The 12551-nt window shown below is 67.5% G+C and carries 14 protein-coding genes; 3 read left to right on the top strand and 11 right to left on the bottom strand.

The window, feature by feature from the left end; genetic code table 11:
* Position 1 precedes the first annotated feature (1 nt).
* From AB4Z47_RS04885 to AB4Z47_RS04905, 5 genes are all read right to left on the bottom strand, one after another.
* The gene (locus AB4Z47_RS04885) at positions 2–1150 is read right to left on the bottom strand and encodes an FAD-dependent oxidoreductase (protein ID WP_441948143.1); all 1149 of its coding nucleotides are present in this window, start codon (positions 1148–1150) and stop codon (positions 2–4) included.
* Positions 1147–1938 (bottom strand): maleate cis-trans isomerase family protein, encoded by a 792-nt coding sequence (locus tag AB4Z47_RS04890; RefSeq protein ID WP_441948144.1) that lies wholly within the window; start codon positions 1936–1938, stop codon positions 1147–1149. The genes AB4Z47_RS04885 and AB4Z47_RS04890 overlap by 4 nt, the downstream gene beginning before the upstream one ends.
* The gene (locus AB4Z47_RS04895; RefSeq protein WP_441948146.1) at positions 1935–2234 is read right to left on the bottom strand and encodes a hypothetical protein; all 300 of its coding nucleotides are present in this window, start codon (positions 2232–2234) and stop codon (positions 1935–1937) included. The genes AB4Z47_RS04890 and AB4Z47_RS04895 overlap by 4 nt, the downstream gene beginning before the upstream one ends.
* A 44-nt stretch (positions 2235–2278) precedes the next feature.
* Positions 2279–2518, bottom strand: coding sequence for a hypothetical protein (locus AB4Z47_RS04900; RefSeq protein WP_441948147.1), 240 nt, complete (start codon positions 2516–2518; stop codon positions 2279–2281).
* Positions 2519–2902: 384 nt separating this feature from the next.
* Positions 2903–3076: a hypothetical protein gene (locus AB4Z47_RS04905; RefSeq protein ID WP_441948149.1), complete on the bottom strand. Its 174-nt coding sequence runs from the start codon at positions 3074–3076 to the stop codon at positions 2903–2905.
* Between the two features lie 278 nt (positions 3077–3354).
* Here AB4Z47_RS04905 and fabG point away from each other — a divergent pair, with 278 nt between their 5' ends.
* Both fabG and AB4Z47_RS04915 read left to right on the top strand, forming a co-directional pair.
* On the top strand, positions 3355–4116 hold the full coding sequence (gene fabG, locus AB4Z47_RS04910) for a 3-oxoacyl-ACP reductase FabG (protein WP_441948151.1): 762 nt from the start codon (positions 3355–3357) through the stop codon (positions 4114–4116).
* 13 nt (positions 4117–4129) lie between these two features.
* Positions 4130–4582 (top strand): MaoC family dehydratase, encoded by a 453-nt coding sequence (locus AB4Z47_RS04915; RefSeq protein WP_441948152.1) that lies wholly within the window; start codon positions 4130–4132, stop codon positions 4580–4582.
* 406 nt (positions 4583–4988) lie between these two features.
* Here the strand turns inward: AB4Z47_RS04915 and AB4Z47_RS04920 are convergent, their stop codons facing one another.
* From AB4Z47_RS04920 to AB4Z47_RS04930, 3 genes are all read right to left on the bottom strand, one after another.
* Positions 4989–5153, bottom strand: coding sequence for a DoxX family protein (locus tag AB4Z47_RS04920; RefSeq protein WP_441948154.1), 165 nt, complete (start codon positions 5151–5153; stop codon positions 4989–4991).
* A gap of 108 nt (positions 5154–5261) precedes the next feature.
* On the bottom strand, positions 5262–6323 hold the full coding sequence (locus tag AB4Z47_RS04925) for a phosphotransferase family protein (protein WP_441948156.1): 1062 nt from the start codon (positions 6321–6323) through the stop codon (positions 5262–5264).
* A gap of 30 nt (positions 6324–6353) precedes the next feature.
* Positions 6354–7592, bottom strand: a complete 1239-nt coding sequence (locus AB4Z47_RS04930; RefSeq protein ID WP_441948158.1) for an acyl-CoA dehydrogenase family protein — start codon at positions 7590–7592, stop codon at positions 6354–6356.
* 498 nt (positions 7593–8090) lie between these two features.
* On the opposite strand from AB4Z47_RS04930, the gene AB4Z47_RS04935 reads away from it, so the two are divergent.
* Positions 8091–8744, top strand: a complete 654-nt coding sequence (locus AB4Z47_RS04935) for a TetR/AcrR family transcriptional regulator (RefSeq protein WP_441948160.1) — start codon at positions 8091–8093, stop codon at positions 8742–8744.
* Positions 8745–8998: 254 nt separating this feature from the next.
* On the opposite strand, the gene AB4Z47_RS04940 is transcribed toward AB4Z47_RS04935, so the two are convergent.
* From AB4Z47_RS04940 to AB4Z47_RS04950, 3 genes are read right to left on the bottom strand one after another with little or no spacing between them, the layout of a single operon-like run.
* Positions 8999–10246 (bottom strand): MFS transporter, encoded by a 1248-nt coding sequence (locus tag AB4Z47_RS04940; protein ID WP_441948161.1) that lies wholly within the window; start codon positions 10244–10246, stop codon positions 8999–9001.
* A 10-nt stretch (positions 10247–10256) separates the two neighbouring features.
* The gene (locus AB4Z47_RS04945) at positions 10257–11294 is read right to left on the bottom strand and encodes an amidohydrolase family protein (protein ID WP_441948163.1); all 1038 of its coding nucleotides are present in this window, start codon (positions 11292–11294) and stop codon (positions 10257–10259) included.
* Positions 11295–11346: 52 nt separating this feature from the next.
* Positions 11347–12519 carry a hypothetical protein gene (locus AB4Z47_RS04950; protein ID WP_441948164.1) on the bottom strand — a complete coding sequence of 391 codons (1173 nt, stop codon included), beginning with the start codon at positions 12517–12519 and terminating at the stop codon, positions 11347–11349.
* Between the last annotated feature and the right edge of the window lie 32 nt (positions 12520–12551).

Below are 12551 nucleotides of genomic sequence, written 5' to 3' on the forward strand. Positions count from 1 at the left end.
GTCAAGTGTGCCTTATCACAAGGGGGACGGTGTCGAGCATGGAGGCTGTGGCCAGGTAGGCCCTGGTGGCTTCGCGGTCGGCGGCGATGGCCCGCAACATGGCGACCGCGGCGGGCAGCCGGGCGGGCTCGCCGTCCTGCACGCCCGCGACCCTTGCCTCGCTGGTCGGGACGACATGGTCGGTCAGGACCGCGCGACGGCGCCGGGACCAGCTTTCCAAGGCGGCCGGTGACGCGGGCCCCGCCAGCACGCCGGCGAGTGTCCTGCCGAGGTCGACCGCGTCGTGGATACCGGCGTTCATGTTGAGTCCGCCCGCGGTGGAGGTGACGTGCGCGGCGTCGCCGACGAACAGCACCCGGCCGTGGCAGAAGGCGCCCAGAACCCCGCTGGCCAGGGTGTAGCGGTGCGCGTCGATGACGTTCAGTGCGCTCGATTCCAGTCCGGCTACGTGCTCTGGCATCGGCTCGTCGCGCGCCAGCCTGAGGATGATCCGCCAATGGTCGGGCAACCGCAACAGACTGCACGACTGGATCGGGTCGCGGATGTAGGTCACCGGCGCCAGTCCGGGAAGCAGTTCATCGAGTGGTGAACGGGTGAAGATCCGTAGCGCGTGCGTCGGGTAGACCGACTGCGGTAACGACAGACCGAGCGAGGTTCTGACGGTGCTGTGTGCGCCGTCTGCCGCGACAAGGTACTGCGCTTGTTCCCAGCCGCTCGCGGTCCTGGCCCGCACGGCCCCGCCCGTGTCGGTGACGGTTTCGATCGGAGCGCCGAACCGGACAGCGACCTCCGGATGTGCCTCGAGAGCGCCGAGCAACAGCCGGGTAAGCACCGCCTGTTCCACGTGCAGCCGGAAGGGATGCTCGGTCAGACCCTCCAGCGCGGCCATCGTCATCTCGGCGAGCACGGTCCCGGACAGGTCGCGCCACTGCATGCGGTCCACGATCATGCCGCGCGCCACCAGCTCCGTGGCTACCTCCAGATCGTCGAGGAGGTCGAGCGTAGCCGGATGAATGGTGGCGGCGCGCGAACTCGTGACCAGCCCCGCCTCGCGCTCCAGTACCAGTACCGACACCCCGGCCCTGGCCAGGGTGAGTGCCGCGATCAACCCGACCGGCCCGGCTCCCACCACGATAACGTCGGCGGTCATGCCTCCGCCTCGCTGGCGCGCGGGTCCGCCATGACAGAGAACCCGGCTGTGTCGATTGATCGCTCGCTCATTGTCGCGACCCGCTCGACCCGTGCCGCATGCTCGGCGCCGCCGAGGGTGGCGCGCTGGCCCGTGCTGGTCAGGGCCCACCAGGCGCCGCACAGGTTGGAGGTCAGGATTACTCGCGCGTTTCCTTCCGTGAGCCGGTCGATCGCGCGCAGCGTCGGCATTCCGGTTCCGGTCAGCAGAAGCACCCCGTCCTGCGCAACCCCGGCTTGCTCGATCTGCGCGACGAGCTGATCCGTGGTCACCTCGTAGGGGGCGAAGTGATGGCCGGCCTGCACCGTCACCACCTGGGCGATCCGCACGCCGGCCGCAGTCCAGAATTCGTCGGCGCGGACGGTCAGCCACGGCTGGTACGGCGAGATCAGCGTGATCGTCTCGGTGCCGAGGTGTTCCAAAGCACGCCTGGTGGCCTCGGTAGCGGAGGCGACGGGCAGCCCGAACTCCGCGCTCAGCTCGGCACAGCGGCGGCGGTCCTCGACCGGGCCCAGCAGGTAGCGTGCGCCACTGCAGGCCATGACCAGCGCGTCGAGTGGAAGACCGCCGAACGAGCGGATCATGCCGGGCAACGCACCGTTGTAGGCGTTCAAGCGCTCGGACAGCGAAAGGCCGGGCTGGACGGGGAAGCGGGTGACGTGGATGTCCGCCCGCGCGCCGAGGAGACGCGCGAATTCGGGTTCCACGGCCGGATTGGCCGGTGGCACCACGACACCCACCTTGGTCACGGTTTGCCTCCCGAGGGGTCGAGTGCGAAGAGCACGCGGAGCGCGTCGATGAGGGCGGTGTCGCGGGCCAACCGGGATCCGAGATCACCGAAGAGGCCGTCCACCACCCGCTCGATGGCGCGGGAAACCTCGTCGCGGGCGCGGGCGTCGAGCCCCGGCGCGCGAGCTTCCAGGCGTCGCAACTCCGCCTCGGACACGGCCGCCACCCAATTCCGCAGCGACGCCAGCGTTGCCGGGGCGCCCAAGATCAAAGGCTGGTCAGGGGCGGCGCTCGCGCCCGGGTCGAACGACCTCATCCGGGTGCTCCGTGCTGCGGCGGTAGGAGATAGCAACGCCGTGCTCATCGGCAGCCCGGCCACGCGGTGCGGATTGCCGCTTCTCGGCGGGCCATGGCATCCGGCACCGGGTCGGCGGCGTCCTCGCCGCGCACGTCGTTGCGGCGAACCGCGGCGTCCGCCCTGGCCGCCAACTCGTCCTGCTGGCGCCGGGTCGACCTCGCGCCGGGCTCGATCGTGACAGGGAGGCTCTGCGGCCTCCGGCGGTGGCTGTGATAAGGCCGACGGGACACTTCATCGAGCATGCGGCGCTCCTACAGGTATTCAGCGCTGGTCAGCGGGTGCTGCTCAGGCGTTCCCGGCGACCAGCGGACCCCGGTGCTGGATGGACCGGGGATGCCGAACTTGTCGAACCGTCGTCAGTTCAGAGGATTCGGCTGCATCGCCACAACAAGGATCGGGCTCCGGCGGTGGTCCGACGCAGTAGGGAAATCCCTATACTTCGACAGGACCCATGGGCGTTCGAGCAGCTACGACTCCGCAATCCGAGGCACCCGGCGCGGGTGCGTGCTCCACCACTTCGACGAGCATGTGAGGGTGGCGCGGCGGGCGTGATTGCCTGTCGACCGGCCGCAGAGCCCGTCTGGTGTGATATGAAATCGACGTCGAAATCAGGTTGTCTTGTCCGGTCAGGTGCGAACTTCCCGCACCCGGTCAGGGTGTGGAAGGAATGGCATGCCTGGAGCAGCAATCGTTGCGACCGCGCGGTCGCCGATCGGCAGGGCGAACCAGGGCTCGGCACACAGAACATGGATGGGCGAGTACGGCGGCACCATCGTCGTTGTCGCCTCGGTTGCCGGCATCAGGCCGGCTCCTGGGGGCGCCTGCTACGCCACCGTCACTGCGTTTCAGGCGTCCGACGACGCCGCGTGGGTGACCGGGCGGGTAATCGTGGTCGACGGTGGTACCACTGGCACCGGAGGTGTGGCACGGCCGGCTGCCGGCTCGCGTGCGTGCCACGGCAGCGAACTTCCCGGGCGTACTGCAACGGCTCGCCGATGGCAAGACCGTTGGGTGCTTGGTCTTCCTGCTTTGACCACCTGAACCGTCCGAGGGATTCGACCCGAACAGGAGAGAAGTTATGAGCACAGCAATAACCCGTACCGCCATCGTCACCGGCGCCGCCCGCGGCATCGGTGCCGCGACGGCCCGGCGTTTGGCGAAGGACGGATTCGCCGTCGCCGTCGTAGATCTGGACGAATCGGCATGCAAATCCGTTGTGGACGAGATCGAATCGGCCGGCGGAAAGGCGATCGCGGTCGGTGCCGACGTCTCCGACGAGCAGGCCGTGACGACCGCGGTGCAGCGGATCGCCACCGAACTGGGCGGGCCGACTGTACTGGTGAACAACGCCGGCATCCTCCGGGACAACCTACTGTTCAAGATGACAGTCGCCGACTGGGACTCCGTCATGAACGTGCATCTGCGGGGCTCGTTTCTGATGAGTCGGGCCGCGCAGAAGTACATGACGGAGGCCAAGTGGGGGCGGATCGTCAACCTGTCCAGCACTTCAGCGCTCGGCAACCGCGGCCAGGCCAACTACGCCGCGGCCAAGGCGGGCCTGCAGGGCTTCACCAAGACGCTCGCGATCGAGCTGGGCAAGTTCGGGGTGACTGTGAACGCGATCGCGCCCGGATTCATCGAGACCGATATGACCGCCGCGACCGCCGCACGGATAGGTGTGTCGTTCGAGAAGTTCCGCGATGCCCTGGTGGCGCAGATCCCGGTCGGCCGCTCCGGCAAACCGGAGGACGTCGCGAACACCGTGTCGTTCTTCGTCAGCGAGGGCGCCGGGTTCGTGTCCGGTCAGGTGCTCTACCTCGCCGGTGGGCCGACGAGCTGAGGAAGGGCGAAACATGGAAGTATTCAACGGAATTGCCGAACTCGAGCAGGCCCTCGGCACCCATCTCGGCTACAGCGACTGGTTCACGGTGACTCAGCAGCAGGTTGATCTGTTCGCGGAGGCCACCGGTGACCGTCAGTGGATTCACGTGGATCCGCAGCGGGCCGCGCGGGGCCCGTTCGGCACCACCATCGCGCACGGCTATCTGACACTGTCGCTGCTGCCACTACTGGTGTCGCAAGTCTATCGAGTCGACGGTCTGAAAATGGGGATCAACTACGGCTGCAACAAGGTTCGCTTCCCGTCCCCGGTACCTGTGGGCAGCCGGGTGCGGGCCGGTGTCGAGTTGGTGGAGCTGAAGCAGACCGGCGCGGGGGCTCAGGTGACAGCCCGGGTGATCATCGAACGTGAGGGTGGCGACAAACCGGCCTGTGTTGCGGAAACACTGTCCGTGCTGGTGCCCTGATCCTGCTCGGCAGGATGAACTATGACGGACGACACGGCCGCCGACGATCCTGACAGATCGGTGGCCGCTGCGGGCACGTCACACAGTGGGCCGACCGGATCGATCTCCCTGCCATCTGACGAAAATTGTTGGAAGGCCGAATATTGTGATCCGTTCGGCCCTCTGGCGGTGCTTCGGGATCGTCGAGGTCGACCGGAGCCGGTGGGTCGGTGGTGGGCGGAGTCGCTCAAATCCCTCTCCCTCGCGCCCGGCCCTGGTTTCCGACGATGGTCGATCGTGCATCCACAGTAAGGTCCCTTTCGTTGGTAGCCGTTCGATCCGACCTACTTGTTCGGTGCGATCGAAAGTGGCACGCTGACCCGCGCACGGCTATGACACGCCGAGCCCCGCCGGCGGTACATCTTCGTCAGCCGGTGAAAGGCTCGAGGACGAAGCGGCCCCACGCGATGAAGGCTGCGAGCGCGAGATAGACCGAGTTCAGCAGCACGAGCTTGTATTGACCAAGGCGGCCATGGGTGATCATCGCGCCGACCATGAGCAAAACCCAGCAAACGGCGGTCACCGGCACCATGCGGTGTCGACCGGACCGACCGCGAGTTTCTGGCTGAACCATCCCCTGCACTGTGGTGTTCGCGTGTTCGTTGTGTCCAGGCGGTGCCGAGGGGGAGCGGGCTCCGGGTCAGAGACCGGCCTCGGTCGCGACGCGGTCGGCGGTATCGATGAGGCCTTCGACGAGTTCGCGGGTCGGGGTGCCTGCGGCGGCTCGATTGCGGGGATCGTCGAGGGTGCGCCGGAATACGCCCTCGGCGATGATCGCCAGCTTCCACAGTCCCAGCGCATGCCAGAACCCCAACGCTCGCCGATCGCGCCCGGTGATAGCGAGATACTCCTCGATCAGCTCCTCGCGAACGGGGAAGCCGGGCAGTGTGCAGATCTCCAGGCCCGCGATGGTCGGTTCGCCGGCGGTCGGCCAGTAGGCCAGAAGACTGCCGATGTCGGCAAGCGGATCGCCGAGGGTGCACAGTTCCCAGTCGAGCACCGCCGCGATGTCACCGGTAGCGGGTGCGACGATGACGTTGCGCAGGTTGAAATCGCCGTGCACAAGGGTGAGTTCTTGTTGTTCGGGAACGTCGGCGAGCAGGCGTTCGGTGAGCCGGTCCAGCGGCGGAAGCTGGCGGGTCTTGGATCTTTCCCACTGATCGGACCAGCGCTTCAGCTGACGCCCGGCGTACGGCTTGTGGCTGGCCAGGTCGATCAGACCCGTGGCCGTCAGGTCGACGGCGTGGATGCGGGCCAGTGTGCGCACCAAGTCGATGGCGGTTGTGCGACGCTGCTCGGCGGTCAGCTGGACGGCGCGGTCCATCCGATCGACCACCAAGCCGTCGACGTACTCCATCAACACCAATGCTGTTTCACCCTCGTGCCGCACATCGTGGATCCGTGGCACGGGGACATCGGTGGGTTCCAGTGCGGACACGATTCGCGCCTCGCGGGCTACATCGTGCGCGGACGCCAGTAGGTGCCCCAAGGGCGGCCGACGCAGGATCCAGCGCCGGCCGTCGGCATCGGTGAGCAGAAAGGTCAGGTTGGACTGTCCGATACCGATCCGGGCGGCTTGAACCGGCGTGGTGCAGGCTATGTCCAGCGCCGACAACCAGGCGGTGATTTCCGCATCGTCGATGTCGAAGGCCGACGAATCCCCGGTGGGACGGATGAGTGCCGTCCTGCTGTTGTGTTGCATTCCCTAACTCCCGCTACAGGTGTGCTGTTATCAGCCGAGTGCGGCCGATGTGTCCGCCTGGGCGCGGACCTTTCCCAGCTCGGCCCGAGCGATAGAACGTTTGTGCACCTCGTCGGGCCCGTCGGCGAGACGCAGCGTGCGCAGGTGTGCGTACATGCTGGCCAAGGGGAAATCGTCGGTGACACCGCCGCCGCCGTGCACCTGGATGGCGCGGTCGACGATCTGCAGTGCCATGGTGGGCGCCGCTACCTTGATCGCGGCAATCTCGACTCGCGCCGCCTTGTTGCCGACAGTGTCCATCATCCACGCGGCCTTCAGCGTCAGCAGCCGGGTCTGCTCGATCGCGATGCGGGCCTCTGCGATCCAATCCTGGATATTGGCGCGCTCACTCAACTTCTGTCCGAACGTGTTACGTGATTCGGCGCGAGCACACATCAGTTCCAGGGCGCGTTCGGCCATGCCGATGGCGCGCATGCAGTGGTGGATGCGGCCGGGGCCCAGCCGGGCCTGGCTGATGGCGAAGCCTTCGCCCTCGCCCTTCAGTACATCGGTCGCGGGTACGCGCACGTCGGCGAAGACGATCTCCGCGTGGCCCTCGCGATCCGCATACCCGAACACGGGAAGGTTGCGGACGACGGTGACACCGGGAGCGTCGATGGGCACGACCATCATCGACTGCTGGCGATGCTTCGGGCCGTCCGGATCGGTCTTGCCCATGACGATGAGCACCTTGCAGTTCTGGTGCATCGCATTGGACGCGAACCACTTTCGGCCGTTGAGCACATAGTGGTCGCCGTCGCGTTCCATGYGCATTTCGATGTTGGTGGCGTCCGAGCTGGCCACTGCCGGTTCGGTCATCGCGAATGCCGAGCGGATGGTGCCGGCCAGCAGCGGTTCGAGCCAGCGCTCCTTGTGCTCCTGCGAGCCGAAGAGGGTGAACACCTCCATATTGCCGGTGTCGGGAGCGTTGCAGTTACATGCCTCTGGAGCAAGGTGGGGGCTGCGACCCATGATCTCGGCCAGCGGGGCGTACTCCAGATTGCTCAGTCCCGGACCCCACTCCGGGTGCGGGTGGAAGAGGTTCCACAGCCCGCGGCGGCGTGCCTCGACCTTGAGGTCCTCCAGAATCCGCGGATGGTGATGCGGATTGCCGGACGCGGTCATCTGCTCTTCGTAGACCGATTCGGCCGGGTACACGCACTCGGCCATGAAGGCGAGCAGCTCCCGCTGATACTGCTGTGAGCGTTCGGACGAGGTGAACGGATCCATGGGGACCTCCGATGGTCGGGGCGTTGGCGGGCTGCTCGCTGTGAGCGACGGCGCGGGTTGTGTAGCTACCGGGATGGCTGGTCGGGCCGGCCCAACTCTGACTCCGGCATTTTCGGGCCGAATCAGGGCTGTTTGATTCCGGGTGCGTCGGGCACTACCACCTCGCTGGTCATGGGCCATCGCTTCTGCTGCATCCGCCGCACAGGCCGGGCCGATCGTATTCGAATTTGACGTCATATTCAACCATTGCCCTCGGGTCGGTTTGCGAGACGTCGGTGCGAAAGTTCGGCGCACTGGAGATGCCCTTCGGGCTTCCCGGCTCTCCTCTACTCGGCAGTCCGGGCGATGCCCCGAGCTGTGTGGCAATGCGAGAATCGAATCCAACAGCTGTCCGGCTCCTGGCCGAGCAGTAGAGCGCATTGTCCGTCCGGCGCTGTCCAGCGGGGTAGCTCTACAGCGCTGTTACGATCCCCGGAATCAGCATGTGATCCGACGACAGTGAGTGAGACGTTGAGAGCCCAGGACGTTGCCGAGGGGGACGCCGGCCGCGGTGCTCCGCGGAGCAAACGCGGGATACGGACCCGTAGCGCCTTGGTGGCAGCGGCTCGGGAGGTGTTCGAGCGGGACGGGTACCTGGACGCACGGATCAGTGACATCTCCAAGGCCGCCGGGGTGGCATCGGGGTCGTTCTACACCTACTTCGACAGCAAGGACGAGATCTTCGCCGCCGTCGTCGAACAAGTGCGCGAGGAGATGCTGCACCCGCATGTGCGGCAGCGGACCGGAATCGACGACCCGCGGGAGCTGATCGCTGCGGCCAATCGCGAATACCTGTTGTCCTATCGTCGCAATGCGCGCCTCATGGCTCTGCTCGAACAGGTGTCGCAGATCGACGAGAAGTTTCAGACGATGCGGTACGAGCGCGCGATGGCGTTCGGTGAGCGCAATACCGCGATGATCCGCGAGCTGCAGGAACGTGGCGAGGTCGATCCGGAGCTCGATCCGTGGGTAACCGCGCTCGCGCTGTCGAATATGGTCAGCCGGATGGCTTACACGGTGTTTGTGCAGCGGGAGAAGATCACTTTCGAGCAGCTGGTCGACACCCTGAACCGGCTTTGGTGGAACGCGCTTCGACTGGACCCGGCCAGGTGATCGCTCGACACCTCGGGTCGATCTCCTCCGAGGCGCTCAGCCGAGGGAGACCGACCCCGCAGAACGCGGCGTGAGCCGGCTGTCCGCACCGAACAGGGTCTTGCACTCCGGAAGGAGATTCGAGCGGCGTTCGAGCAGGAGCTGAGCGCGCGCGGACCGAGCGCGGCTCGTCGCGTTCGGGACGGATTCGACCACCCATATCGCCGAAAATCGTTGATCCGCTGAGGTTTCCGTGTGGCTCGGGGCGCGTTCGGTCAGGGTGTCCGAACTGCCTCCGGTTCCAGCCCGCTCCGCAGCGCCGTCATGCCCGCCGCGACCTGGACGACGCACATCGCCAGCAGCGACCATAGGATCGGTCCCCAGTCGTCGGTGTGGACGTGCAGCGCGCTGAGCGTTGCGACACCCCCTCCGGCCAAGGCGTAGCCCAGGCCATGGGTCACCGCCGACACGGTGGTGGCCCACTCCGGTTCGGGCGTGCTCAGGGGAACCAGGGTGAGCACCAGCGACAGTGCCCCCAGCCCGACACCGATGGCGACGGCCCACAGCCATGGAACTGTGGTCGGCATCCGCCAGAGGCCGAGCAGCCCCGCGGCCGGTATCGCGGTGGCGACGACGATCGGCAGATCGCGCCATCGGCCGCGGCAGGATCGGCGCAGCACGCCCGGCAGCACCGTGGCGACCGGAAGGCCTGCGACGGCTGCGATTCCGAGCAGCACGGCCGCGTGCGCACTGTCGATGCCGGCATCGCGATAGATCGACGGCAGCCAGCTCGACACTCCGAACGCGGTGACCGCCCACGCAGCGAACAGAAACGCCATCGACCAGGACAACCTGCGCCGCAGCGCCCAGCACCACGGCACAGAATTACCTTGTGAAGCAGAGGGATTCGCGAAGCTGAACCGCTCGACGGGCCACCATTGCGCGTGAAGCCAGAGAAATGCGGCCAGTGCGCAGAGCGGCGCCCAGAGCCCGAGTCCCCACCGCCACGAGGCCGCGGCGCTCACCGGCGCGGTCAGGAATGCTCCTGCGGCGCTGCCGATTCCGATGGCGGGGACGTAGATCGCGGTCAGCCGCGCCATCCCGGCGTCGGAGCGACCGGCGATCACCGGAAGCAGGGTCGCCACCACCGCGGTGGCCATGGCCGTGACCGTGGTGCCCGCCAGCAGCAGCCCCGCGCCGCCTGCCACGCGCACGGCCTGGCCGAGCGCCATGATCGCCAGCGCGATCGCGACGGCCCGAGCCGGGCCCCATCGGGCGGCGAGGCGAGGCGTCAGGATCCCGCCCGCCGCGTAGCACCACAGTGGGACCGTGACGACCCACCCGACGAGAGCCGGGTCGAGGCCCGTCGCGTCCGGGACGAACCCGAGCGCCGCGCCCATGCCGGTGATCGGCGGGCGCAGGCAGAACCCCGCGGCGGCCATGGCGACCGCGACCGGTGCCCACGCCACCCCACCCGACTCCGCGGGGACCGTACCGGGTGCTGCCTCTTGTGTGCGAGTCATCGCCCCGCCCTCAGGTTGTGGCGAGCTGGGGTCGATCCAACGGCAGACCGAGCAGTCTGCTGACATTGCGCCAGGCCACATTCTCGATCAGCTCTTCGTCGGCGCCGACACCCAGTTCCTCGATCCGCCACCGTGTGCGCAGCGCCGCCAGTTGCGGACCCATCTCCTCCATCGGGTAGTCCAGCGCCATCCCCACTCTGGTCGGTCCGGCACCGCAGACCGCGGCCCAGAATGCCACCGGATCGGTCACTCCCGAGGTCGTGACGAACAGGTTGGTGCGCAGGTAGTGCGAGGGCGGGTGGTCGAGCCGATATCCGTGCCGCTCGGCATTGGCCGCCTTCCAACGGGAGTCCAGCCGCGACGGCGCAGCGAGCAGCCCTTCGCCCGCGTGGCCGAGTATCACAGTGAGCCCGGCGGTCGGCGTGCGATCGAAGACGCCGGAGAACAGCAGCCGCAGGAAATGCGCCGCGGTCTCCACACCCCACCCGTACAGTGGCCCACGCAGCTCCGGATGCCCCGCCGTCCATGCGCACGCGTCGGGAGAGTTCGCGGGATGCAGGTACAACGGGACGCCCAGGTCGGCGACGGCGGCCAGGAAGTCCTGATATTGCGGTGCGTCGAGGTAGGACCCGCAGGTGTGACCGTTGACCAGCACTCCGACCATGCCCAGCTCGAGTACCGCGCGCCGCAGCTCACGCACCGCGCCTTCCGGGTCCTGCAGCGCGACGGTGGCGAATCCGGCGAACCGATCGGGCGCCGAGGCCACCACCGTGGCGATCAGGTCGTTGGTGCGGATCGCCAGGCGGGCAGCCTTCGCCGGATCCGGCTCGACCTGGATCCCAGGGGCCGTCGGCGAGAGGACCTGCATGCTCACGCCGTTGGCGTCCATGTCGGCCATCCGCTCGTAGCTGACGTCCCGGAGTTTGCGTTCGGCCTCCGTCCAGTAGGCGGCGTCCAGGTTGGCGCGGGCTCCACCCACGTACTCGATGAGAAAGTCGGGGAGCATGTGCTCCTCGATGGTGACGATCCGGTCGAGGGGTCCGGGCATCGGCGATGACGACATCGCTGTCCTTTCTGTTGCGTCGATCCAGCGGTCGGGGTCAGCCGACCACGAGGTCGCGACGGCTCTCTGCCACACGGGTACCGATGGCGCCGCCCGCGGTGTCGGGCAGCAATGCCCGCCCGACGAAGGCGTCTATGCCGAACCCAGGACCGAACCCGGCGCCCAGCACCGGCGCACCCCAGGTCGGGCGCAGCTGGGGGTGGGCGGCGATCAGGGCTATCGCGTCCAATACCGCCGAAGAAATGAGGTTGCCCCGGGTCAGCGACAGCCAGGCGGGGGCGACCTGATGGGCGCTGAGCCCGAGAGTCTGCGCGGCATCGCGAATGATGTGGTTTCCGCCCGAGTGCAGCGCGCATATCGCGAGATCCGCACCGGTCCAGCCCTGCGCGCCGAGCAGGGTGCGCAAGGTCGGGCCCAGCGCCGGAATGGACCGCACCGCATCGGTCGTCAGCCGGAATCGCAGCCCGTCGTCGCTAGCGACCCAGCGGATCGAATCCGGGGTGCCTGGCACCTCGTACCGCGCGACGTCGAGCAGCTCGATGCCCTCGTCGAGCGAACAGGACACGACGGCCGCCGCGGCGGCATCGGAGAACAAGGTGCTGGACACGATGCTGCCGACCAGTGCTGCCACGTCCAGGTTCCGCTCGACGTGGAAATGTGGCGAGGCGAAGTCGGAGGTGACGATCAGCACCGTGTCACGCGGGTGCGCCCGCAACCACGCATGGGCCATCGTGATCGCATGCGCTCCGCCCCGGCAGCCCATTCCGAACACCGGCAGCGCCGCGCAGGTCGACCGCAGTCCCAGCGCCTGTGTCAATACGGTGACCGGCGACGGCATGGCGATCAGCGTGGACGTCTCGAGGATCACCAGGTCCACGTCGCTACCGGCCAGACCCGTCGACCGCAGCGCCGCCTGGGCGGCGGGCACGGCATAGGCGTGGAAGGCGTCCCAGGCGGCGGTGTTACGGGCCGCGAGGCCGCGCGCGGACACGATCTCGTCGGTGGTCAGATGCAGCGGGTGCACGTCGATGGCGAGCCGACCCGCCATGCCGAACGCCCGCTCCGCCGCCAGTGCCAACGGGCTGCCCGCGGGGAAGACTCCCTCGTACTGCTGTCGAACGGCGGCGACCAATATGTCGTGGGATACCTCGTGTGGCGGCACCGCCACCACCGGGACCGATAGTCTGGGATGTATCGCGGGCGAGTTCACGGATCTGTTTCGTCCAATCTCTGTGCGACAGG

The sequence above is a fragment of the Nocardia sp. 2TAF39 genome (genome assembly GCF_052114905.1).
Taxonomy (GTDB): domain Bacteria; phylum Actinomycetota; class Actinomycetes; order Mycobacteriales; family Mycobacteriaceae; genus Nocardia.